Here is a 25,190-nt window from a genome sequence, read left to right as displayed (position 1 = left end):
TCTGAACATTGAAGATACTAAAACAGATAGTTGCAGATATTAAAACATCGGTTGTTGAACCAGGAGAAAATCGAGATGCACTGATTCGTAAATTTGTGCTTTACTCTCCAAAAATGCCGCTCCGATTACATCAGCAGCAGCTTATTGCCGAAGCGAAAAAGTTTAACCTATCTGTTTACGACGAATACTTTACGGCAAGCGACATTGCGATTAACTGTTTTAGCTGGGGCGATGGCAAGACCAAAATATTGCTTACTCACGGTTGGGCTTCTAAAGCACTCGATTTTTACGAGCTTATTATGGAGCTCCGCAAATTGGAAGATGTAGAAATAATCGCTTTCGATGCCCCTGGAAACGGAGGTTCGGTTTCAGAACTTTCTAACCTCATACTTTATAAAAATTCGGTTAAGGCGATTATAGAAAAATATGAAGTTGTCGATTTCGTGATTGGCCACTCTCTGGGTGCTATGGCCAACATTTTGGCGCTGCAAGATTTAGCCATTCAACCAACACTGTTAATGAGCATTGCTCCCTTAATTAAACTGAAAGAAAATTTTGTGCAGAGCCTGGAATCTATAGGTGTGAATCAAGCAGATCAGGATATTTTCTTTAGCAATTTTGAGCTTGAAGTGAAAATCCCCGCAGACCATTTCAATCTGTTAAATCTGTATCATTTGGATCCGTCGATTAAGCATTTAGTAATTTTCGATCCAGAAGATCACATCTCACTTTACCCTTATCTGCAGGATTTTTTAGCGCAGAACAAAGAGATCACAGCAATTAAATTTGAGGACATCGGTCATTTCAAAATTATTAAATCGCCGGAGGTAATTTCATTAATAGTTGGAGAAATTATGGCGAGAATAAATTAAAGGTTGGTTCGGAGGTTACCCATGCCGCCATCAATATTAATAATCTGACCAGTTATCCAGTTGCTTTCATCGTTTAATAAAAATGAAATTGCTGCAGCAATATCTTCTGGTTGCCCATATTTTCCAAGTGGATGTCTTTTTGCCGATGCTGTTTTTTTGTCATCAGTGTTTAATAAGCCAGCTGATAAACGCGTATCGGTAAGTGATGGTGCTACTGCATTTACCCGAATGTTTACAGCCGAAAATTCTGCTGCTAAAGATTTTGTTAAACCTTCAATACCTGCTTTCGCACTCGAAATACTGCTGTGAAATCCCATCCCGGTTGTTGCCGCAACCGAACTTATCAAAACTATTGAAGCAGAATTGGCTGCTTTCAGATTTTTGAATGCTTGCTGAATTACTTTAGCGGCTCCAATCACGTTTAGGCGGTAGTCATTCAAAAAATCATCTTCCGAAACCCTACCAAAAGGTTTTAAAGTAATGCTTCCTACAGAATACACCAGGCCATGCAATGTTTCAGGTAAAAAATCAGCTAATGCATTTACGTCTTGCAAAACGTCTAATTCCTGGTGTTTAACGCCAGCTGGCCATTCCTCGCTTATTGTTCTTGAAGCGGTATAAACTGTTGCCCCTTTTTCTGTCAGGCTTTTTACCAACGCCAAGCCAATTCCCGAGCTTCCTCCAACCACTAAAATATTCTTATTATTGAAATCCATGATAGCTATACTTCAAAAACGCCATTTTAGTTTTTGTAGTCCGAATATTATAGCACAACGGAGAGGCTATGCGCTAAAAATCTTCACAGATGTGGATAAAGTAAATTACGTAAACAAGGTAATCAAATTTCCTGGAATAGAACTTTTGAAGTGGGAATAGGGAAATTTCACTTCGAATACGCAGTAACAAATAAGTTGCTACAGATACTATTGCAAATCAGCGCCATTAACCGTCGTAAGTTTACCCGAATAAGCGATGGATTGTCGCCCTCCGGTTTAATCGGTCCGGTTCGAATTTTGAGCAATTAACATGACAGTGCATAACAGTAGAGGTATCCTTATTTTCTATTTTAGACCAACCAAATATTTAAAATTAGAGCATGCAGGCATTTTTAGGCGTTATTTTTCATTTCATCGGCGGTTTCGCGTCCGGGAGTTTTTACATACCATATAAAAAGGTAAAAGGTTGGGCCTGGGAAAGCTACTGGATAGTTGGCGGCATTTTTTCCTGGCTAATTGTTCCGCCTTTAGCAGCTTATTTAACCATTCCGAACTTTACTGATATTATTGCCACTGCGGAAGGAAAAACTTTAGCACTGGCTTATTTCTTTGGCGTTCTTTGGGGCATTGGAGGTTTAACTTATGGCCTGGGTGTTCGTTACCTTGGCGTTTCATTGGGTAGCAGTATTATTCTTGGGCTTTGCATGGTGCTCGGTTCAATTTTGCCTTCTATTTATTTCGATGTTTTTCCACAGGAAGGCAAAGATACTTTCACTATGTTTTTGCAAACCGATTGGGGCCGAATGGTATTGCTCGGGCTAATCGTTTGTGTACTTGGAATCGTGATTTGCGGTAAAGCCGGAATGATGAAGGAAAAAGAAATCAACACAGGTGTTACCGATCCACATGGTTTGGAAGTAAAAACGGAGTTTAAATTCGGTTTAGGTTTATTCGTTGGTATCGTCTCAGGTGTTTTAAGTGCTTGTTTCAATTTCGGTATCGAAGCCGGTAAGCCAATGGCTGATGCCGCAAATTCTATCTGGAAAGCAGCAAACCCATCAGAAACCGGTAATTTTCTTTTCTCCAACAATGTAACTTACATCATTGTACTTTGGGGTGGTTTAACTACCAACTTCATTTGGTGTATGATTTTGAACGCCAGAAATAAAACATTCGGCGATTATACCAACGCAAAAACACCGCTCTTAAAAAACTATATATTTTCAGCGCTTGCAGGTACCACGTGGTTTCTACAATTCTTTTTTTATGGAATGGGAGAGAGCAAAATGGGCAACGGCGCAAGTTCATGGATATTACACATGGCTTTCATCATCTTAATTGCCAACGTTTGGGGCTTGGTGTTAAAAGAATGGAAAGGCGTATCCAGAAAAACATTCATTACGGTGTTGGCTGGGATCATCACCATCATTGTTTCCGTGCTAATTGTAGGTTACGGTAATTCACTTAAAGGATAAATCACAAAAAATAAAAAATACGATAATGTCGATCGAAACGAAAAATTATAAACACGTAAGCTATTTGTGGAATGAAGAGGAAGCCGCAAAACTAGCAGGCGATGAAGTAGCTTTACTAATTTACCGTTCAAATTTATTAGGTGCCGATTTGCGCTTAACCAACTATGGTGGTGGAAATACATCATGTAAATTGATGGAAAAAGATCCGCTAACAGGTTCGGAAACCGAAGTAATGTGGGTAAAAGGTTCTGGTGGCGATTTGGGCACTTTGAAAAAAAGTGGATTAGCAGCGCTTTATGTTGACCGCTTGCGTAGTTTGAAAAATATTTACCGTGGTGTGGAGCATGAAGATGAAATGGTTGAATTGTTCAATCACTGCATTTTCGATTTAAGCTCAAAAGCACCATCAATTGATACTCCGTTGCACGGCTTTTTGCCTTTTGCACACATCGATCACTTGCATCCGGATGCAGCTATCGCGATAGCGGCAGCAAAGGATGGAAAGAAAATTACCGAAGAACTTTTCGGTGGCACAATTGGATGGGTAGAGTGGAAAAAACCTGGTTTTGAACTGGGATTGACACTGAAAAAATGTTTAGATGAAAACCCAGGCATCCGCGGAATTATGTTGGGTTCTCATGGTTTATTTACCTGGGGAGATACTGCCTACGAAAGTTACCTGAACACTCTTGATGTAATCGAAATTTGTTCAGAATACCTGGCGCAAAATTATGGCAAAAAAGGTCCGGTATTTGGCGGACAAAAAATAGAAAGTGCTGATGCAGAAAGCCGTAAAAAACAAGCTGCTAGTTTAGCGCCGATTTTACGTGGATTGTGTTCATCAAAACAACATATGATTGGTCATTTCACTGATGACGTTCGTGTGTTAGAGTTCACCAATTCTAATGATCTTTCTCGTTTGGCACCAATGGGAACAAGTTGTCCAGACCATTTTTTGAGAACGAAAATTAGTCCGCTGGTTTTGGATTTAAAAACCGATGCAGATTTATCGGATACCAAAGCGGTAAAAGAATTGCTTTTGCCAGCTTTTGAAGCATATCGGGCAATGTATACTGATTATTATGAAACTTGTAAACATGATAACAGTCCTGCAATTAGAGACACTAACCCGGTGGTAATCTTATATCCTGGAATCGGGATGTTTACTTTTTCGAAAGATAAGCAAACTGCAAGGGTAGCTGCCGAATTTTATATCAATGCCATTAATGTAATGAAAGGCGCTGAAGCCATTTCAGAATATACTTCACTGCCACATCAGGAAGCTTTTAACATCGAATATTGGTTGTTAGAAGAAGCGAAATTGCAACGCATGCCGAAGCCAAAGCCCTTAACTGGAAAAATCGCTTTGATTACCGGTAGCGCTGGTGGTATTGGAAAAGCAATTGCAAAAAAATTCGTTGCTGAAGGTGGCGTTGTGATTTTGAATGACATGAATGCCGAGCGTTTGGCAGAAGCCGGTGCTGATTTCGAAAAACAATTCGGAAAAGATTCATACAGTACTGCGGTTCTAAACGTAACCAGTCAGGAAGATATTGATGGTGCATTTGCTGCTGCGGCTTTGGCTTTTGGAGGTATCGATATTGTAGTGAACAATGCAGGTTTATCCATTTCTAAAACAATCGGCGATCACACTGAAAAAGATTGGGATTTATTGTACGATGTATTAGTTAAAGGGCAGTTCTTTATTACTCAAGCAGCTACCAAAACCATGCAAAAGCAGGATATAGGTGGCGATATCATCAATATTGTAAGCAAAAACTCATTGGTAAGCGGACCAAACAATGCAGGTTATGGAAGTGCGAAAGCGGCGCAATTGCATTTAAGCAGGTTAAATGCTGCTGAGTTGGGTGCTGATAACATTCGTGTGAATGTGGTTAATCCTGATGCCGTAATTAGCGATAGTAATATCTGGGCTGGCGGATGGGCTGAAGGCAGAGCAAAAGCCTACGGAATTACTGTTGCCGAACTGCCTGCATATTACGCAAAACGTACATTGCTTAACCAGATTATTTTACCTGATGATATTGCAAATGCATGTTTCGCCTTTGTAGGTGGCTTGTTAAGCAAATCTACCGGCAACATGTTAAATGTTGATGGTGGCGTAGCAATGGCTTTTGCCAGATAAAAAAGACGCCGTCATTGCGAGGTATGAAGCAATCTCATTCTGGCTAAAATTTTAGTAAATATGAATTGCTGCCCCTCGGTCTGTGTTCTCACAGATCGAAAAGTAAAGTAAGTAAACGATCTTTGGAAACACGGATCAAGAATAATATTTAAAATAGTTTTAGTAAGTTGTTCTCTCGGTCTGTGGTTCGCCACAGACTGGAAATGACTTTAAAATTCTCAATCTAAATTGAGGATCAAATCAAAGCGATTTATCGCTTAATTATTAACCTAACAAAACCAAATATTCTCATGAATATCGAGCAGAACCAAATAGAAAAACACAATGATTCCCTTATCAGTTCACATCAGCGCAAGCTCAACTTTTTAAAAGAAGATTGGTCGCATGTTGATTTAGAAGGTGTAATCCAGAAATTGGTTGATTTTCAGATTGCGATTCCATCATGGGCTTTAGGTACAGGTGGTACACGTTTCGGTCGTTTCGCCATTACTGGTGGCGAGCCCCGCACAATCGAAGAAAAAATTGAAGATGTTGGTTTGCTTCATGCTTTAAATGGGGCAAGCGGTGCTATTTCCCTTCACATCCCTTGGGATATCCCACAAAATGCAGAGAGTTTAAAAAGCCTTGCAGCTGGCTACGGACTGAAGTTCGACGCCATGAATTCAAACACTTTTCAAGATCAGGCTGGTTCGGCACATAGCTATAAATTTGGTTCCTTACAAAATGTAAATAAAGCCATTCGCAAGCAAGCTATTGAGCATAACATCGAAGTAATTAAACATGGTGTGGCGCTAGGTTCTGATGCACTAACAGTTTGGCTGGCCGATGGATCTTGTTTCCCTGGTCAGTTAAATTTCCGTAGGGCATTCGAAAATACATTAGAAAGTTTAGAAGAAATTTATTCGGCTTTGCCGGCAGATTGGAAACTTTTTGTAGAGTACAAAGCATTCGAACCAAATTTCTATTCTACAACAGTAGGAGATTGGGGTCAGTCGCTGCTTTACGCAAGCAAATTGGGGAAACAAGCTTATACCTTGGTAGATTTGGGTCACCATTTACCAAATGCAAATATCGAACAAATTGTTGCCTTGCTTTTGATGGAAGGAAAGTTAGGTGGTTTCCATTTTAACGATTCCAAATATGGTGATGATGATTTAACTGCCGGAAGTATCAAGCCTTATCAGTTGTTCCTGATTTTTAATGAGCTGGTTGAGGGTATGGATGCGAAAGGAATGAACCATGCTAAAGATTTAGGATGGATGATAGATGCCTCTCACAATGTGAAAGACCCTTTGGAAGATTTACTACAATCGGTAGAAGCCATTATGATTGCTTATGCTCAAGCCTTATTGGTAGATCGTAAAGCTTTAAATGCCGCACAGGATAATAACGACGTGGCAAAAGCACAGGAAATTTTACAAAATACTTTCCGTAGCGATTTAAGAGCGTTAGTGGCTGAGGCAAGGTTAAGAGCTGGAGCAGCTTTGGCTCCGATAAGCTTATACCGCGATTTGAGTGTAAGATCAAATTTAGTTAACCATAGAGGAAATACTGTAGCAACAGGTTTATAAAAAAGGGAGCTAAAGAGATGCCAAAACCGGTTATTGCAATATTTGACGTTGGGAAAACGAACAAAAAACTTTTTCTTATTGATGAAAATTATCAGATTGTTTACGAACGTTCAGCCCGTTTCGTAGAAACTGTTGATGAAGATGGTGAGCCATGTGAAAATCTGGAGAGCCTGAAATCATCTGTTTACGATTCTTTGCATCAGGTTTTGCAGATGAAAGAGTTTGATGTTAAAGCTGTCAATTTCTCTACTTACGGTGCCAGTTTTGTGTATCTCGATGAAAATGGATCACCCTTAACACCGCTTTATAATTATCTGAAAGAATATCCAGAAGAATTAAAAAAAGAATTTTATGCAAAATATGGCGGCGAGGAAAAGATCTCTTTAGAAACTGCCTCGCCGATATTAGGTAGTTTAAATTCTGGAATGCAGCTTTACAGACTTAAAAAAGAGCGACCTGCTTTATTCGATAAAGTGAAGTATGCGTTGCATTTGCCGCAATACTTAAGCTTCTTGATTACCGGTAAAGCCGTTAGCGATATCACCAGCATTGGCTGCCATACACAACTTTGGGATTTTAACCAAAATCAGTATCATCAATGGGTGACTTCAGAAAAAATTGAGGAGAAATTTGGTGAATTTACGCCTGCCGATTCAAGCATCGCAACTACTTTTAATGGCGCAACTTTTCAGGTTGGCGTTGGTTTGCATGATAGTTCAGCCGCATTAATTCCTTACCTGGCGAACTTTAACACGCCATTTATTCTAATCTCAACAGGTACCTGGTGCATCAGTTTAAATCCTTTTAATCAAGAGCCGCTTACTAAAGAAGAATTGAAACAAGACTGCCTTTGTTATATGCATTACAAAGGTAAGCCGATAAAAGCTTCCCGAATTTTTGCGGGCTACGAACATGAAGTACAGTTAAAACGTATTGCCGAGCACTTCGATAGAGCCGCTTATTTATTTAAGCACCTGAAGTTTAATCCTTCCATGATTTTGAAGCTGGCCAATAAAGTGCCGGAAAACCTGACTGCGCAAACAGAATTTTCAGCTAATTCCGCGTTCCCGGATCGTGATTTGAATCTTTTTCAAACTGCCGAGGAAGCCTACCATCAGCTTATTTTTGATCTGGTAAAGCAACAGATTTATTCTTTAAACCTGGTTCTAAATTCGGGTGTAAAAAGAGTATTTGTCGATGGCGGATTTGGTAAAAATGCTATTTATATGCACCTGCTGGCCACCTCTATTCCTGATATTGAGGTTTATGCGTCTTCGGTTTCGCAAGCCACTTCCATTGGAACAGCACTGGCAATAAATGATGCCTGGAATGAAAACCCGGCACCAACTGATATGATTCAGCTCAAATATTACTCTGCAATTCAACGGACGATATAGCGTCATCTAGAATGCGAAATTATTCGCGATGCAAATGGGTACCTGAAGCTTTTTCACCGGGTAACCTGAGTGGTTTCATTGTGTTAAGGTTAAAAAATGAGCGGAATGAAATAATCTCTAATGTACCCGACCTCAAACCACATTAATTTGCTATATTCGGGCTTAGAGCCAGCATATAGTGAAAACAGACGACCTAATTTCCTTAATTCAGATTGATGAATATTCTTCAACGCCGAAGTATAAGCAACTTACCAATGCGATACTAAGTGGCATCGAATCTGGCAAACTAAAAAAAGGAAGTTTGTTGCCATCAATTAATGAGCTAAGCTTCAGTCTGGAAATGTCAAGAGATACGGCAGAAAAAGGTTATCGTAACTTGCGTAAACTGGGTGTTGTCGATTCTGTTCCTGGTAAAGGATATTTTATTACCAACATAGATTTTTCCAGAAAACTCAAAGTTTGTTTGCTATTCAATAAACTGAGTACCCACAAAAAGATTATCTACGATTCGTTTACGAAAGCAATTGGAGAAAAAGCAGCTATAGATTTCTATATCTACAACAACGACTTTGCATTCTTTAAAAAAATGATCACCTCTAAAATTGACGACTACACCCATTTTGTCATCATTCCACATTTTTTAGAAGGGGGTGAAAATGCACACGAAATTATCAATACCATCCCAAAGGAGAAATTAATTATTTTGGATAAGTTGTTGCCAGGGATTACTGGCGATTTTGCAGCTGCTTATGAAAACTTCGCTCAAGACATTTATGCCGCTTTAGAACAGGCCTTGCCACGATTATCTCAATACAGTACAATCAAAATTATTTTCCCAAAAAACAGTTATTTTCCACAAGAAATTTTAACAGGTTTCTATCGGTTTTGCCAGCAATATGCTTTTGATCACAAAGTGATTCACAATATTAAGGAAGAAGAAATAAAGCCAGGCGAAGTTTATATCAACTTGATGGAGGATGATTTGGTAACGCTAATAGAACGATTAATTGTCCTTAAACTAAAAATCGGGCAGGATGTTGGTGTAATTTCTTATAACGAAACCCCTCTCAAACGTTTCATTCTAGATGGAATAACCACAATATCTACAGATTTTCATGAGCTTGGCACACAGGCAGCAGAATTTGTATTAAATGGAAAAACCGAAAAACTCGAAGTTCCATTCTACTTAAATCTTCGTAATTCACTTTAATTTTTTTGGTTGATTATTTGCTTAAACACGAAGAAATTTATGCTTAAAGTATATTTATTAAGGCACGGAGAAACTGCTTATAATGCAGATGGAAACCGTTATTGCGGTAGAACAGATATCGAATTGACGACAAAAGGGCTCAGGCAGGCAAAATTTGTTTGCGATCAGCTGAGCGATATGAAGATTGATGCGGTTTATTCTTCTCCACTGCTTCGTGCAAAAAGAACCGCCGAAATTGCATCTGGAAAAAGAGAGGTGTTTGTAGATAATCGATTAATTGAAGTCGATTTTGGCAATTGGGAAGGCAAAACAAAAGAAGAATTCGTAGCCGAGAATGCCTCATTGTGGACCAATTGGATGAATGCTCCAGAAACCAATAAAGCCGGTGGAACCGGAGAATCGGCTACAGAAATTCTAGATCGAGTAACCAGTTTTTTTGATGAGATGATGTCTAAACATCGTAACCAAACCATCATGGTTGTTGGGCATAATGGCATCAACCGCCTTTTTATGGCGAGCAAACTCGGAATGCCATTAAAAAATTATCGCCAGCTGGCACAGCAAAATTCATCCATAACGGAAATTGAATTTGATGAGGATGGCGTAATGACGCTCAGACTTTTAAACAGCAAAATATAATTCGAAATGAAAACTACCTTAAAGGCTTTCCTGTTTGCCAAGCTTGTTTTTGCTAGCTCTGTTTGTGTATTTGCACAAACTAATATCAACACGCTAAAAATTAAAAATGTAAACGAACTGCGTGAATTTTTTAAATACACAGGAAAAACTATACCCATTATTAGCGGCCACAGGGGCGGTACGGTTAAAGGTTTTCCAGAGAACTGCATTGCCACTTTTGAAAATACGCTGAAATTTACACCAGTTTTTTTTGAGATTGATCCGAGGCTAACCAAAGATAGCGTTTTGGTTTTAATGCATGATGCTACGCTTGACCGAACTACAAACGGTACTGGTAAGGTAGCGGATTATACTTTTGCCGAGCTTCAAAAATTTAGATTGAAAGATCCGGAAGGGCATGTTACGAAGTACAAAATCCCGACACTGAAAGAGGTAATTGATTGGAGCGCTGGTAAAACAGTGGTCAATTTAGATCGTAAAGATGTGCCTTTAAATATGCAGGAACGAATCTTAAAGCAAAATCCAAATAAAGTAATCATGATTACTGTTCATGATGCCCAACATGCTAAGTTTTACTACGATCAAAATCCTAACCGAATGTTTTCTGCTTTTGTGAAAACTAAGAAAGCTTTGTTGGAATACGAAGCTGCAGGTATTCCTTGGGAAAGCATGATTGCTTACATTGGACCAACTAACAAACCTGAAAATAAAGAACTTTTTGATATGCTCCATGCCCGCGGCGTGATGTGTATGATTTCTGCAGCCACCACTTATGATAAGTTGGCAACGAAAGAAGATAGGGCTAAAAATTATAGAGAAACCTTTGAACAGGGAGCAGATATTTTAGAATCTGATTTGCCAATTGAAGTAGCCGAAGCCATTACAACGCTCCAGCCAAAAAATAATCCGAAAGCCAGGTTTATGGACAAAGTAAACCTTAAAAAATAAGTATCAATCCATGGCTCAAGCATTAGCAAAACCCGAATGCATAGATGTAAGCTTAATTAATTATTTAGCAATGATGACTTTGACGCCCTTTTCTTCAATTTGATTCACGATAAATTCAGAAACACCGCTATCGGTGATAATGTAATGAACCTGTTCGAAGCCACAAACCTTGCCGAGGCCACGCTTATCAAATTTGGTACTATCGGCCATAATTACAACAGTTTGGGCAGTATCTATCATTTTTTGGTTAAGTGTGGCTTCTGCTAAATTGGTTATCGAGAAACCAAAATCCATATCGATGCCATCTACCCCTAAAAATAGTACACCACAAGATATTTCACTTAGTACCCGTTCTGCATACGAACCGGCTACTGATGAGGAGTTGGAGCGAATTAAACCGCCGAGCTGCAAAACCTCAACATTAGGGCGAGTGCTCAGCTCCAAACCCACTTTTAGCGCAGGCGTGATGACCGTTAAATGCTGGTTTGGGTACAGACATCTGGCCAATTCAAAAACTGTAGTTCCAGAACCAATGCTGATAGAATCACTTTTTTCGATTAAAGAGAGGGCCGCTTTTGCAATCTTTTGTTTCTCATCAGCGTTGATGAATGCTTTTTCATTAATCGTCCGTTCGTTTGCATAGGGATTGTTAATCGATCCACCTCCACGAGTTCTGAAAAGTAAATTTTTATCTTCTAAAAGTTTTAAATCTTTTCTAATAGTAACTCCAGAAACCTCCATCAAATCGGTAAGCTCGATAATGCTTACTTTTCCGTTTTCCTTTAGGTTTTTTAAGATGAATTCGTGTCTGTCGGTAATGTTTTTCATGGACAATATTCGGTTTGGAGCTTAATTTATTTAATGTGAACAAACATAATTTAAAATCAGAGGATTCAAAATTATATTTAGTTAAATTACCTTTCAGTGTGTTTATATTAAATTAACTTTCAAACAGGCTGTTGGTAAAAACTTCCCATTCTATTGCGCCATTATCGCGGGGTAAATGTATTTTTATCCATTATTTCCAATTTAAATGAGTGAAGAGAATCGCAGCGATCAAACGATAGAATTAAATCCTTACGACTATATACTTGAGGGTTTTAATCTCCAAAATTTGAATGCTATCGTAATTTTAAAACATTTAAATCAACAAATACATACCGATGTAAAAGGGTTTTACGGTTTAGTTGCAGAACAAATTGAAATTGATTTTGCTGCGTTCAGTTGCTACGACTCTGCGGCAGTTTTCCCCATTGTTCAGGTTCAGCAGAATGAAAAAAATGTAAAACTTTCTTGCCGTTGCGGAACACCAAAAACTAAGCTATGTGAACATCAGGCGCAGGTTTTATACAACATTTTGTATCGACAAGAATTATTGATTTTTTTCGATAAAAACCTGAGAAAACAGCAGCTGCTCAAAATTGCAGTAAATTATGGGTTAGAATATGAGAAAGATCTGGAGTCGATTTTTAATTTGACTTTACAAGATGGTGAAATAAAAATCAAACCAAAAATTGAAGCACTGCAACCTTTCAATCGCGAAGCGAAAGAACAACTCGAGCAAATGTTGTTGCCAAAGGAGACAGGTAAAAAGCCGAACGTTGATGCTGGTAATCTGATTTTAGTTTTGGGGCAACACCGCTACTACAACAACCTAACTATAGAGCTTTTTGAGGCGCAGATTACCAAAAACGGAAAGGTAAAAAATCCATTAAAAAGTGTAAATCCCAATACCCATATTTTTAAGGCTGAAGAAGGCGACGTATTAAAATTTTATAGTGGAGTTGCTGCTTTTCAACAAAATTATAACAACGAACAAAGTGAAGACGAAATTAACGCTTTGAAGGCCGTTGTTAAAAATCCTTTAAATTTACCTTTCTATATTCAAAGCAATAAGCAATCTTCAGCCATTCAGGCATCAACAATAGCTGCGGTGACTGTTAAAGCACTGGAAGTTGATTTGCGCTTAACTGTTAATCAAAAAGGCGATTTCTTTGAAATTACCGGGCGTTTAAGCATAGAAGGGAAGTCCTATGAAATTGATCAGTTAATGCTGGTCCATCAATATTTTATCCAGCTCAAAGATCAGCTTTACCTTATTACCCGGTTGGATTTGTTGCGGGTAATTGGATTTTTCAAGAAGCAAAGTAATCGCTTAATCCTTCATAAATCGAAATATCCTGAGTTCCAAAAAACAATTTTAGTGCAGTTGGAAGGAAGCATTCATGTAGATTATTCCTACTTAAAGCCTGCAACAAAAAAACAAATTGAAGAAAAGGGCTTTGATTTGGAAACCGAGCAGCTGATTTATCTATCCGAATCGGAAGATTTTATTCTCATCACCCCGGTAATGCGATATGGAAATCAGGAAATTCCTGTACTCTCCAAAAAGCAGATTCACGCACAAGATAAATTGGGGAATGTTTTTACTGTTCATCGTGATGATCATGCTGAGTTACAGTTTATTGGCAATGTGCTAAAGCAGCATCCCTTTTTTTACGATCAGGAGAGTAATGATTCCTTTTACCTTCATCGGAAAAGATTTTTAGAGGAAGCCTGGTTTTTAGATGCATTTGAAACCTGGCGGAATAAAGGAATCCACATTCTGGGCTTCAATACGCTGAAAAATAATAAACTCAATCAGCACAAGGCAAATATTAACATTGAGGTTTTAAGCGGAACCGATTGGTTTGAAACTAAAGTGGAAGTAAAATTTGGAAAGCAAAAAGTCGCCTTAAAGCATTTGCATAAATCAATCAGGAATAAGAGCAAATTTGTTACCCTCGACGATGGCACGCAAGGCATTTTGCCAGAGAGCTGGCTACAAAAATTTACCGATTACTTTAACGCTGGTGAAATTACTGAAGATGCTATATTGACGCCAAAAATAAAATTTGCCACCATTAACGAGCTTTATTTAGATGCTTTGCTTGATGGTGAAGTTAAAAATGAGCTTCAATCTTATCGCCAGAAGTTTGAACATACCGATTCGATAAAGGAAGTTGAAGTTCCAAAGACTTTACAAGCCACTTTAAGGCATTACCAAAAAGATGGCTTAAACTGGCTCAATTTTCTGGATGATTTTAATTTTGGATCTTGTCTGGCTGATGATATGGGCTTGGGTAAAACGATCCAAATTCTAGCTTTTATCCTTTCTCAGCGAGATAAAGTAAAGCACAATACCAATCTTGTTGTTGTGCCTGCCTCTTTAATTTTCAACTGGAAAGCTGAAGTAGAAAAATTTGCCCCATCAATAAAGGTAAAAACGATTTATGGCAATGAAAGAACTAAAACTACCGATACTTTTGATCGCTTTGAGCTGATACTAACCTCTTACGGGACTTTGCTTTCTGATATTCGCTTTTTGAAAGATTATCGCTTTAACTACATCTTTTTGGATGAATCGCAAAACATCAAAAACCCTGAATCGCAGCGATACAAAGCAGTTCGAATGTTGCAATCGCGGAATAAAGTTGTGATGACCGGTACACCGATTGAGAACAATACTTTTGATTTATACGGGCAATTGTCTTTTGCCTGCCCGGGTTTATTTGGCAGTAAACAGCAATTTGCTGATTTATATTCTACCCCAATTGATCAGTTTAAAGATAAGCGACGAGCAGAAGAACTTCAGCAGAAGATCAGGCCATTTATTCTTCGAAGAACCAAAGAGCAGGTAGCTACAGAGCTTCCTGATAAAACGGAAATTATTTTATACTGTGAAATGGGAGCGGAGCAGCGAGAAGTTTATGAGGCAAACAAAAAGGAAATTCAAGATTATATTCTGAATAAAACTGAAGATGAATTACCCAAAAGTTCGATGCATGTGTTAAAAAGCATTACTCAATTAAGGCAGATTTGCAATTCTGCAGCCTTATTGGCCGATGGAAAATCTTTTTTACAGGCATCTTCGAAAATCGATGTGCTTTTGGAGCAAATAGAAAGCAAAGCCTTAAACCATAAAATTTTAGTGTTTTCTCAGTTTGTAAGCATGCTCGATTTAATTAAGAAACAACTTGAAAAACGGAGTATTAAATATGAGTATCTGACTGGCCAAACTAAAAACAGGGAAGAAGTTGTTCAATCTTTTCAGGAGGATAAGGATATTCCCGTATTTCTGATCAGCTTGAAAGCAGGAGGAACAGGTTTGAATTTAACCCAGGCAGATTATGTTTATCTTGTTGATCCATGGTGGAATCCTGCGGTTGAAAATCAAGCCATTGATAGGGCTTACCGCATTGGGCAACATAATAATGTAATGGCAGTAAGGCTAATTTGCCCGGATACGATTGAAGAAAAAATTATGAAATTGCAAGCCACAAAAAAGGATCTGGTTAAAAATTTGATTCAAACTGATGGTGGATTTTTTAAGAACTTAAGCAAAAAGGAACTACTGGGTTTGTTGAGTTAATTTAATCTTTTACAACGCTTTGTCATTCTGAGGTTTTGTTAGTCTGGATTTGTAATCCCGACTTTAGAAGTATGCTCTATAAATCTCGACTAACCCTTTGTCATTCTGAGCGCAGCGAAGAATCTGTTAGATCAAAGATCCCAACATTAATAGTTTACAGATTTTATTTCAGGTGTTGCGGCTAATTGAGTTAGTACTTTGTAGGTTAGGGATTCTTCGCTGCGCTCAGAATAACAGGTTTTTATGAAGCGGTTTGTTAGTCGGGATTTGTAATCCCGACTTTAGAAGGTTTCCTTTAGTTTTTTCGGCTAGCCGCCGATGGGCTCTTTTCTTTTGTCTTGAAACAAAAGAAACAAAAACTCAAGGCTTGAATCCAATGTCGGATAAAATCATCAAAGCTTAATTGGCGGCATCACAAGCTGCGATGAAGAATCGCAGAATACGCGATGCCTTGTTACAGTCGGCATTGAAAGTTGGTACAAAAGCTTTGATGTTTTCTCCTTCCATTGTCTCCTATGCCGGAGAGCATGGCGGAACATCAATAGCAGATATAATACTTCTTTAGTTTGACGTTGCTCGTTCATCCGTTTTGTAAGTCGGGATTTGTAATCCCGGCTTTAGAAGTACGCCCTACAAATCTCCTCCATCGCTTTGTCATTCTGAGCGCAGCGAAGAATCTGTTAATTCAAGGCATCCTACATTAATAGTTTACAGATTTTATTTCAGGTGTTGCGGCTAATTGAGTTAGTACTTTGTAGGTTAGGGATTCTTCGCTATGCTACCATTGACGTTTTTAACTTTCCGTCATTGCCTGCCTGCGGCAGCCAGGCGAGATTGATTTTTCATCGATTGAAGCAATCTCATTTGTTGCATTATTTTATTAAAGGAGATTGCTTCGTCCCTCGCAATGACGACCGTTCTTAATAGAGATTACAAATCTCCCCCATCGCTTTGTCATTCTGAGCGCAGCGAAGAATCTGTTAATTGAAGGCATCTTACATCAATAGCTTACAAATTGTATTTCAGGGCTTGCGGCTAATTAAGTTAATGCTTTGAAGGTTGTGGATTCTTCGCTGCGCTCAGAATGACAGGTTTTTTTGAGGCGCAAGCAAAAATTAAATTGCAATCTGGAAATCGTATTGTAAAAACTCAGGAACGTTAACACTTTCCACAACCTTCCAATCTTTCTTTTCATCTATAAAGAGGGGTTCCATTAAACCAGATGTTTTCGCTGCTTCAGTGTAAAACTCCTTTTTTGTGGGATGGTGAGGAGAGCAAGCGTTATAAATCCGTCCGTAAGCCTGTTTGTCTAAAATTGCAGCAGCAATACCAACCGCATCAGTTTGATGGATGAGATTAACAGGTGCTAAACCATTTGGAACGTCAGTTTTGCCAGCGAAAAACCTGCCGGGGTTTCTATCCGGCCCAATTAATCCCGCAAAGCGGATAATGGTAAAATGATCTGGTAAAGAAGACTTTAAAATATTTTCTGCAGACAATACCACCTTTCCCGAATCGGTATCAGGATGTGTCTCGCTGTTTTCGTTTACTGTTTTATTTTCATCAGCATACACACTTGTCGAACTGATTAATACAACCTGTTTCGATTTATCTTTCGCGGCTGCCAAAATTGATTTTATCTTTTGAGGGTAATCAAGAAGTTCAGTAGAGTTTCTTTTTGGAGGAATGCAGATAAAAAGCGCATCCGCATCAAAGAATTCGTTGTCGGCAATAATTTGCTCAGCTGTGAAATTGATTAGGAACGGATTAATTTTCTCTTCTGCAAGTAAATCAAGTTTTTCGGGCGAAGTAGTAGATCCTTTCACTTCGTAACCAAGCTCAACTAATTTCTTTGCAAAAGCAAAACCGAACCAGCCGCAACCTAAAATGGAAATCGTTTTCAATTGAATTTTAGTATTTAGTATTGACTAACAATCGGATAAGTAAACAGTTTTGAAATCGGTTATCCTTTGCCCAAATTGTAGCAAGCCCTGCATCGTGGCTCATAGCTTTCCTTTTCGCCGAGTAAAACGGTAGCTTCATCAGCCACTGTACGGTAACTGTAAAGGGCTGGGTTGCCACAGCAAACACAAACGGCATTTACTTTTGTAACATGCTCGGCAATGGCCATCAAGGCGGGCATCGGTCCAAAAGGTTTGCCCGTAAAATCCATGTCGAGCCCGGCGACAATAACTCTGATGCCTTTGAGCGCTAACTTATTGCAAACATCCGGAAGTTCATTGTCGAAAAACTGGGCCTCATCAATGCCCACAACCTGTGTATTGGTCCCCAATAGTAAAATGGCCGAAGCGCTATCAACAGGAGTGGAGTTTATGGAATTTAAATCATGAGAAACCACAGCACTTTCATGGTAACGGGTATCTGTACGAGGTTTGAAAATCTCGACATTCAGCTTAGCAATCTGGGCTCTTTTTAGTCGGCGGATTAGCTCTTCAGTTTTTCCTGAAAACATAGAGCCACATACCACTTCAATACTTCCTGAAAATTCTCCCCTTCTTCTAAAATTCTGTTCGCTAAATAACATGCCCTATTTTTTATAACCCGGTGGATTCTCTTTAATTTTAAACCGAACAAATATCATAATTATGTGTTATTTTTGAATACATAGTTACCAACATAAATCGACTAAAAAACCGTTATCACTTCATGATGAACCAACAAGATATCTTTAAAAAAGTAGGCAATATTTTAACGGAATTAAATGAGCAATACCAGTTCTTGGCTCAAAATCCTGAACAATTAAACGATTTAGAAGTGGAGCTGTTTTTAGCGAATGCCGATTTTTTAGCTGATCATGTTCGCATTGTACAAAAGTTAAACAGCACTTCGCAACAGCGAAATATAACTACTCAGGAGGTACCATTTGTGGCTCAACCAGAAACTTTAGAAGATGAAATTTGGGCGGATAAAAGTTATTTAGAGGAAGAGGAAAATTTCGACACCACTGAGCTGAAGGAAATTGCCACTGCAGAGGAGGAGGAAGAAAGAGTGGACGTAAAGCAGGAGCAAGAAGTTTTGGATGATGAAAAAATTCATGAAGATGTTGCAGACGAAGTTTTACAAAAGGATTTCTTTAAACCCGATCAGGATGATCATTCTTTTGAGTTTGTTTTAGGCAATCACAGTACTGATGATAAATTCGATTATGAGGAAAAGTCGGTTGAAGAGATTTTCGATCGCCCGCTGAGTAAAGATGAAGAGCAGGTACTTGCTCAAAAGAAAATGATCCATGAAAAAGAGGAGCAGCCTGATTTTGTTGAGGAAACCTTGACAACTGAAGAAGATGAAATTGGTCCGGAGCCATTTTTAATTCCTCATGATGATGAACCAGAGGTTAGAGAGGTTGCGGTTGACGAAGAGGTTGAGAAAGAGGTTGAGGTTGAGGAAGAGGTTGTGGCTCAGATTGATAATTTTAAACCTATCGAAGCATTAAGAGATATAGAGATGGACGATCCTATTATTTCGCCACCAGTGGTTGAAGAAAAACCCATGTTTATTCCGGAAGCCATTCCAGTTAGGCCTCCAGTTCAACCCATTTCATCAACGCCAGCACCGAGTTTAAATGATTTGTTGGCCAGAACACATGCAAATAACGAAGAGCCAATTAAAGCGCCGATAGCTGATTTAAAACAAGGCATCAGTTTAAATGAAAAATTACTGTTTGTTAAAGATTTATTTAAAGGATACAATTTGGCCTATTCAGAAGCGATTGACATCGTAAATAAGATGAATAGCTTTGAAGCAGCAGATAGCTTTTTACAGACAAATTATGCTGCTAAAAATGACTGGGCCAGCAAACAGGCAACCGTCGACCAATTTTACGAATTGTTGAATAGAAGATTTAAATGAGTTGCCTGTTACGGGTTGCGGGTTACGTGTCTGGGCTGTTGAGTTATAGGTTGTAGGCTATAAGTCTGGGATCATAAAATTAAGCGCATTCCGTTCCTATGATCGTCATTGCGAAGCTAATCCTTCATTAGCTGCGGACATCTCATTCGTGTTAGTTGTGATTTGTAATCCCGGTCCAATGATCGTCATTGCGAAGCTAATCCTTCATTAGCTGTGGCAATCTCATTCGTATTTTCGTCACCATTTGCAATAACCTATTTTGAGTCAAGATTGCAAATCTCGATTAACGACGATTTGCAATTCCTTGTCAACGGTCGTCATTTCGAAGCTAATCCTTCATTAGCTGAGGCAATCTCATTCGTATCTTAGTCAGGATTTGCAATAACCTATTTTGAGTCGAGATTGCAAATCTCGACTAACGACGATTTGCAATCCCGTTCCAACGACCGTCATTGGGCAGCTAATTTTTCATTAGTTGCGGCAATCTCACTCTTGTTTAGTCAGGATTTGCAATAATTATTTGGAGTCGAGATTGCAAATCTCTACTAACGACAAATCCCTTGCCAACGATCGTCATTGCGAAGCTAATCCTTCATTAGCTGTGGCAATCTCATTCGTATTTTCGTCGGATTGGCAATAACCTATTTGGATTCGAGATTGGAAATCTCGACTAACGACAAATCCCTTGCCAACAATCGTCATTGCGAAGCTAATCCTTCATTAGCTGTGGCAATCCCACTCTTGTTTATTCAGGATTTGCAATAATTATTTGGAGTCGAGATTGCAAATCTCGACTAGCAGCGACTACCCCGCTGACTATACGACTATATCTTTGCTCTTTCCTCCTCACTCTTTGCTCCTTGATCTTTACTCGTTAATCCTTACTCCTAAAAAAATCCCATTCTATTCGAATCCAGCTTCAGAAAAATAAATAGCAAAATGGTGAAGCTCCATAACGAAGAACCCCCATAACTAATTAGCGGCAGGGGTATTCCAATTACCGGAATAATTCCAATGGTCATCCCTATGTTGATGAAGACGTGGAAGAAGAGAATACAGGCCACACTGTAACCGTAAACTCTGGAAAACGTAGATCGCTGTCGTTCGGCTAAGTTAATCAGCCTCAAGAGTAAAAAACTATATAAACCAATCACTACCAAACAGCCCAAAAATCCCCATTCTTCACCAATGGTTGAGAAGATAAAATCGGTACTTTGTTCTGGCACATAGCCATATTTAGTTTGGGTTCCTTCTAAAAATCCTCTACCGGTAACCTGTCCGGAGCCGATGGCAATTTGAGATTGAATTACGTTATAACCCGCACCTCTGTTATCTGTTTTTAGGCCAAGCATCAGTTCAATACGACTTCTTTGGTGTGGTGCCAAAACCTTTTCGTAAGCAACTTTGATTAAAAAAAGATAACCAATAGCAAAAACGGTAACCAAAACTGTAGAAAAAATAATTTTCTGTTTCCTGCGGTTATTGTAAATAAATAAACCTGCAATTACGGTGATAATGGTAATCAAAATCCAGGTAGGAACAAGGAAATCGGCTACAAACAAGACGATCATTCCCAGAAATATCAAAAGGAAATAACCAGACAAACCTTCGCGATAAAGCGGGAACATAAAGGCCAGGAAGACCAAAGCAGAGCCTGTATCGGGCTGAAGCATAATTAATAGCAAGGGTGCGCCAACAATTAAGGCTGCAATGGCGATTGATTTAAAATCGCGGAATTTAGGATTAAAACTACCCACGTATCGGGCCAGAAGTAGAGCAGTTCCAAATTTGGCGAATTCGGCAGGCTGCAGTTTAAAGGAGCCAATGGCGATCCAGGCCTGATTACCTGCCACTTTATTTCCGATAACTAACACCGCCAGCAGCAATAACAACGTACCCCCGTAAATAAAAGGGGAGAAGACGTTAAAAAGCCTGCCATCGAATAACAAAATGGCTAAGCCTAAAATTAATCCGGAAATCACATAAATAAGCTGTTTGCCGTAAAGTTCGCTAAAACCAAAGGCAATCGTTTTCTCCGGAGGAACAGAAGCGTAAATGTTGACAAACCCAATAGCGCATAAGGCAATATAAATCAAAACAGTAATCCAATCTACATTGAAAAAGAAACGGTTTCCCTGTTGTTGCTGCATTTTACTTTTGGGTTACAGGGTTTTCTAATGGAACGGTTTTGCTTCCTTTTGGCTTGGTAGCCACACTTTGTTTAATCGTTGCCGCCCTTATGCTCAAGCTATCCTTTACTTTTTTGGTTGAATCCGCTTTTTTAATTAAAAGGCTATCAGCTTTAGTCACGATCTTAACGGGCTTCGTCTTATCTTTTAAAACCGGTAAAAGATTCTGGCTTTTCATCCATTCCACTTGTGCGGCTCTTGAGCCTGTAACTTTGCCTTTTAAATACTTTTCAATCATGTAACTGGCGATGGGAGCAGCATAGGTACTTCCAAAACCTGCATTTTCTACAATAACCGCAATTGCAATTTTCGGATTATCGCGTGGGGCAAAGCCGATAAAAACAGAGTGGTTTTTACCATGCGGATTTTGCACTGTACCCGTTTTACCACAAAGCACCACATCAGGTATTCTCGATAATATTGCGGTTCCCCAACTGGTATTAACAGCATCTTGCATGCCATCAATCACGGGTTCGAAGTGCTTGGCATCAACGCCAACATATTTTTTATCTACGTATTCCTTTTTAATCTTATCGCCCATCGCCCTAATAATATGGGGTTTGATATAGTAGCCACGGTTGGCAATGATGGCCATTGCATTGGCCATCTGCAGCGGCGTCGCTGTGATTTCACCCTGTCCGATAGCCTGCGAAATTACATTGGTGTAGCCCCAACGTTTGCCATAAACTTTATCATAATGATCTGCTTCATAAAAATATCCTTTTCTTTCATAAGGCATATCAATGTCCAACTTCTCTCCGAAACCAAATTTCGCAATCTTATCCCGCCATTCTTGATAAGTTTTTCTTTGGTTCTTCATCCCATTTTTGGTGATCAACTTTTGAAAGACGTAACAAAAATAGGTATTGCAAGATCGGGCTATGCCTCTTCGCAAAGAAATAGAACCATCAAAGTGTTCGCATTTAATTTTTCTGTTTCCAGCTTGATAATAATGCGGACAGAAGAAAGTTGTATTTGGATCGATTACCCCTTCTTGCAGGCCAATTAAGGCATCAACAGGCTTAAAAGATGAGCCTGGAGGATAATACCCCATGATGGGCCTCACCAATGATGGGCGATAAGGGTTACCGACAATGAACTTCATATAATTATTGCCCTGATCCCGGCCCACCAGTAAATTAGGATCGTAACCGGGGCTACTAATCAAAGATAGTATTTCGCCGGTAGCAGGCTCAATGGCTACAATTGCACCCACTTTGTCTTTCATCAACTCTTCGCCAAGTTTCTGAATGCGCATATCAATACCAGATATCAGGCGTTCACCTGAAACGGCATTGATATCATATTTGCCATCTGCGTAACTTCCTTGTGGCGTATTATGAGCATCATATACCGTATTAACTACTCCTTTTTCCCCCCTTAAAATCTCTTCGTATGATTTTTCCAAACCGCTTTTTCCTTTGTAATCGCCTGGTCTGTAGAATCCTTCCGAATTGGCAATATCAGCGCTATCAACTTCTTTTACGTAGCCAAAAAGCTGGCCGCCCACGCTGTCAGGATAGTGCCTTACCGTTCTGTCTTGTGTTCTGAATCCTGGAAAACGGTATAGAATTTCTTGCAAACGGGCATAACTTTGAACAGATATTTGCTTGAGAAAAGGGGTCGATTGATAGGTAGATTTTCCTCTGGCCTTGCGTAAGTTTTTACGCACATCATCAATTGAAATTTCTAAAGCCTGGGCAAGTGCCAGCGTATCGAATTCTTTAACCTCGTTTGGCGTAACCATTAAATCGTAAACAGGCTCGTTTTGAACGATAACTTTTCCGTTGCGATCTAAAATGGCGCCACGGGCAGGGTACTTATAAATTTTGCGTAGCACATTACTTTCAGCAGAAAGAAAGTATTTATCACTAACAATCTGGATATAAAATAATTTCCCCAATAAAATCAGGGCGATTACAATAAATAATCCTTGAACGATATATTTTCGGTTAAATAATTGATCCATTAGCGGGACGTTCTTCTATAGAATATAAACTCTACCAATAAAATAATAAGCAGTGTAAAGATACAACTTAAGCCGCATCTCATTAAGGTATAGCCAATTTCGGTTAACCTAAATGTTTCTAAAAAGAACAGCACCAGGTGGTGCGCAATTACACAAAGAAAAGCATATAGCGAAAACCATTGGAAGCCCATATAACTTAACGAAGGTTCTGGGTCGTCAATTGCATCGCGGTTTAAACTAATTGAAATAAAAGATATTCTAACAAAGGCCAAAACGATACAGGCCGTAGCATGAACGCCCATTGTATCGTAAAATGCATCGAGGGTTAAGCCCGTTACAAAAGCCAAAACGTAAAGTAAAATGTTAGGGATGCCAAATGGCAATAAGAGTAAAAACAAAACGTAAACAAAGGGTGTAGAAAGATCGTAAAAGCCCATGTTTTTGAGCAGAAATATCTGAACAAAAAGGAGCAAAATCCACCTGATTATATTTACAATGACTATTCTACTATTCATTTGGCTTAATTAAGCTCTCCAAAGCTTTCTGCTCTTCAGCTCTTTTGTCTTTTACCACGTAAACGTATTGTAACGTACTAAAATCGGTAAATAAATTTAACTCACCCGATAAAAAATTATCATTGGTTGCTACATTTGGTTTAATAATCCTCCCCACTAAAATCCCCTTTGGAAAAGAACCAAAGCCAGAGGTTACCACAGAATCGCCCACCAGCATTTTGATGTGATTAGGAACTTCCTTGATCAATGCTTTTTTGATATCGAAATTCGAATCTCCCCAAACCAACGAACCCAAAGCCGTATTCTTTTTAAGCATTACGCTAATTCGGGTATCTTTGTGCAATAACGATTGAATGGTTGCCAGGTGTTCAGAAACATCACGAACTAAGCCTACTACCCCACGCTGTGGAGCAATTACAGCCATGCCACTTTTTATTCCATCTAAACTGCCCTTATTAATCGTCATGACGTTATTGCGAAGCGTAATGGAATTTTTAATCACCTTTGCGGCTAAATACGTGTATTGCTGATCGGTAAGGGTATCAATTACTTTTACATCTTTAGTAGTATCAACTGTAGTCAGGTTTAATAAATGTGTTTTCAGTTTAGCATTTTCGGCCGCTAAACTATCGTTTACCATCCCCAGATTCATGTATCTTTTAAAAACATTAAGCCTTTCGTATGCAGTACCCACAATTTCGTTAGATGAATTTAAGGTTACGCTGCGCTGATAGGCATTGTTTTTTACCGTAAGATAAATGCCGATGATGAAAAAGATGATAAACAGGAAAAATGCGTTGTATCTGCTGATGAAAATCCAAAGGTTACGCATGCTGATTTACGGTTTTAGATTGACGATTTACGATTGCCGGCATAGTTTCATTCAAGATTTATGGTGTTTTACGAGCCTGTTCGTTTTTTCTAATTGTTAAGATTGAAGAAACAATAATTGAAAGCAATTCATTTCCTGCCTTCCAATTTCTATCTATTTCAACAGCTAAATCAGCATTAAACTCTTTTAATAATTCAAGAAAAAACATCGATTCTTCAAGTTCTTCTTCGACAATTTTTAATTTGTTCAAAAAATCAGCTGTAGATTTTGCTCTGCAAGCGGCTCTGTAGTTTGCACCAACAGAACTTGAACAACAAACCAATTGATTTGAATAATTCTTACTTAAAATATTGTACGGCAACGAAATTATTAATTTTCCAATTGATATAGCATAGGCTTTTGTTCTTATTTTAAGCGTTTCGCTATTCAT

General features: G+C 38.8%; 20 protein-coding genes. 11 read left to right on the top strand and 9 right to left on the bottom strand.

Going from position 1 to position 25,190, the window contains the following annotated elements:
- The first annotated feature begins 8 nt into the window (after positions 1-8).
- The gene (locus tag ACZZZC_RS18935; protein WP_463487905.1) at positions 9-872 is read left to right on the top strand and encodes an alpha/beta fold hydrolase; all 864 of its coding nucleotides are present in this window, start codon (positions 9-11) and stop codon (positions 870-872) included.
- Here the strand turns inward: ACZZZC_RS18935 and ACZZZC_RS18930 are convergent.
- Positions 869-1,588: an SDR family NAD(P)-dependent oxidoreductase gene (locus tag ACZZZC_RS18930; protein ID WP_463483565.1), complete on the bottom strand. Its 720-nt coding sequence runs from the start codon at positions 1,586-1,588 to the stop codon at positions 869-871. The genes ACZZZC_RS18935 and ACZZZC_RS18930 overlap by 4 nt on opposite strands.
- A gap of 380 nt (positions 1,589-1,968) precedes the next feature.
- Between ACZZZC_RS18930 and rhaT the strand changes: the two genes are divergently transcribed.
- From rhaT to ACZZZC_RS18895, 7 genes are all read left to right on the top strand, one after another.
- Positions 1,969-3,063, top strand: coding sequence for an L-rhamnose/proton symporter RhaT (gene rhaT / locus ACZZZC_RS18925; RefSeq protein ID WP_463483564.1), 1,095 nt, complete (start codon positions 1,969-1,971; stop codon positions 3,061-3,063).
- 25 nt (positions 3,064-3,088) lie between these two features.
- Entirely contained in the window at positions 3,089-5,209 is a 2,121-nt protein-coding gene (locus tag ACZZZC_RS18920; protein WP_463483563.1) for a bifunctional aldolase/short-chain dehydrogenase, read from the top strand.
- 290 nt (positions 5,210-5,499) lie between these two features.
- Positions 5,500-6,780 carry a sugar isomerase gene (locus ACZZZC_RS18915; protein ID WP_463487904.1) on the top strand — a complete coding sequence of 427 codons (1,281 nt, stop codon included), beginning with the start codon at positions 5,500-5,502 and terminating at the stop codon, positions 6,778-6,780.
- A gap of 17 nt (positions 6,781-6,797) precedes the next feature.
- Entirely contained in the window at positions 6,798-8,177 is a 1,380-nt protein-coding gene (locus ACZZZC_RS18910) for an FGGY-family carbohydrate kinase (RefSeq protein ID WP_463483561.1), read from the top strand.
- 178 nt (positions 8,178-8,355) lie between these two features.
- Positions 8,356-9,387 carry a GntR family transcriptional regulator gene (locus ACZZZC_RS18905; RefSeq protein ID WP_056851789.1) on the top strand — a complete coding sequence of 344 codons (1,032 nt, stop codon included), beginning with the start codon at positions 8,356-8,358 and terminating at the stop codon, positions 9,385-9,387.
- A gap of 39 nt (positions 9,388-9,426) precedes the next feature.
- Positions 9,427-10,026 (top strand): histidine phosphatase family protein, encoded by a 600-nt coding sequence (locus tag ACZZZC_RS18900; protein ID WP_463483560.1) that lies wholly within the window; start codon positions 9,427-9,429, stop codon positions 10,024-10,026.
- Positions 10,027-10,032: 6 nt separating this feature from the next.
- Positions 10,033-10,974 carry a glycerophosphodiester phosphodiesterase family protein gene (locus ACZZZC_RS18895; RefSeq protein WP_463483559.1) on the top strand — a complete coding sequence of 314 codons (942 nt, stop codon included), beginning with the start codon at positions 10,033-10,035 and terminating at the stop codon, positions 10,972-10,974.
- Between the two features lie 60 nt (positions 10,975-11,034).
- Here the strand turns inward: ACZZZC_RS18895 and ACZZZC_RS18890 are convergent, their stop codons facing one another.
- A complete protein-coding gene (locus tag ACZZZC_RS18890; protein WP_463483558.1) occupies positions 11,035-11,802 on the bottom strand; it encodes a DeoR/GlpR family DNA-binding transcription regulator in 768 nt (255 codons plus the stop codon).
- 205 nt (positions 11,803-12,007) lie between these two features.
- Here ACZZZC_RS18890 and ACZZZC_RS18885 point away from each other — a divergent pair, with 205 nt between their 5' ends.
- Positions 12,008-15,385 (top strand): DEAD/DEAH box helicase, encoded by a 3,378-nt coding sequence (locus ACZZZC_RS18885; protein ID WP_463483557.1) that lies wholly within the window; start codon positions 12,008-12,010, stop codon positions 15,383-15,385.
- Positions 15,386-15,809: 424 nt separating this feature from the next.
- The gene (locus ACZZZC_RS18880; protein ID WP_463483556.1) at positions 15,810-15,950 is read left to right on the top strand and encodes a hypothetical protein; all 141 of its coding nucleotides are present in this window, start codon (positions 15,810-15,812) and stop codon (positions 15,948-15,950) included.
- Between the two features lie 550 nt (positions 15,951-16,500).
- Here ACZZZC_RS18880 and ACZZZC_RS18875 read toward each other — a convergent pair.
- Together ACZZZC_RS18875 and ACZZZC_RS18870 are read right to left on the bottom strand one after the other, a co-directional pair.
- Positions 16,501-17,289 carry an SDR family oxidoreductase gene (locus ACZZZC_RS18875; protein ID WP_463487903.1) on the bottom strand — a complete coding sequence of 263 codons (789 nt, stop codon included), beginning with the start codon at positions 17,287-17,289 and terminating at the stop codon, positions 16,501-16,503.
- 59 nt (positions 17,290-17,348) lie between these two features.
- On the bottom strand, positions 17,349-17,930 hold the full coding sequence (locus tag ACZZZC_RS18870) for a thymidine kinase (protein ID WP_265798321.1): 582 nt from the start codon (positions 17,928-17,930) through the stop codon (positions 17,349-17,351).
- A gap of 122 nt (positions 17,931-18,052) precedes the next feature.
- Between ACZZZC_RS18870 and ACZZZC_RS18865 the strand changes: the two genes are divergently transcribed.
- Positions 18,053-19,255: a hypothetical protein gene (locus tag ACZZZC_RS18865; RefSeq protein ID WP_463487902.1), complete on the top strand. Its 1,203-nt coding sequence runs from the start codon at positions 18,053-18,055 to the stop codon at positions 19,253-19,255.
- Positions 19,256-20,142: 887 nt separating this feature from the next.
- Here the strand turns inward: ACZZZC_RS18865 and rodA are convergent.
- The 5 genes from rodA to ACZZZC_RS18840 are packed head-to-tail and all read right to left on the bottom strand — an operon-like array spanning position 20,143 to position 25,190.
- The gene (gene rodA, locus ACZZZC_RS18860) at positions 20,143-21,405 is read right to left on the bottom strand and encodes a rod shape-determining protein RodA (RefSeq protein ID WP_056851796.1); all 1,263 of its coding nucleotides are present in this window, start codon (positions 21,403-21,405) and stop codon (positions 20,143-20,145) included.
- Between the two features lies 1 nt (position 21,406).
- Positions 21,407-23,413: a penicillin-binding protein 2 gene (gene mrdA, locus ACZZZC_RS18855; protein ID WP_463487901.1), complete on the bottom strand. Its 2,007-nt coding sequence runs from the start codon at positions 23,411-23,413 to the stop codon at positions 21,407-21,409.
- The gene (locus ACZZZC_RS18850; RefSeq protein WP_463487900.1) at positions 23,413-23,928 is read right to left on the bottom strand and encodes a rod shape-determining protein MreD; all 516 of its coding nucleotides are present in this window, start codon (positions 23,926-23,928) and stop codon (positions 23,413-23,415) included. Before ACZZZC_RS18850 ends, mrdA begins: the two co-directional genes overlap by 1 nt.
- Entirely contained in the window at positions 23,921-24,760 is an 840-nt protein-coding gene (gene mreC, locus ACZZZC_RS18845) for a rod shape-determining protein MreC (protein ID WP_463487899.1), read from the bottom strand. The genes ACZZZC_RS18850 and mreC overlap by 8 nt, the downstream gene beginning before the upstream one ends.
- A gap of 58 nt (positions 24,761-24,818) precedes the next feature.
- Entirely contained in the window at positions 24,819-25,190 is a 372-nt protein-coding gene (locus tag ACZZZC_RS18840; protein WP_463487898.1) for a four helix bundle protein, read from the bottom strand.

The sequence above is a fragment of the Pedobacter sp. AC212 genome (genome assembly GCF_979258625.1).
This window is presented reverse-complemented; position numbering and strand designations above follow the sequence as displayed.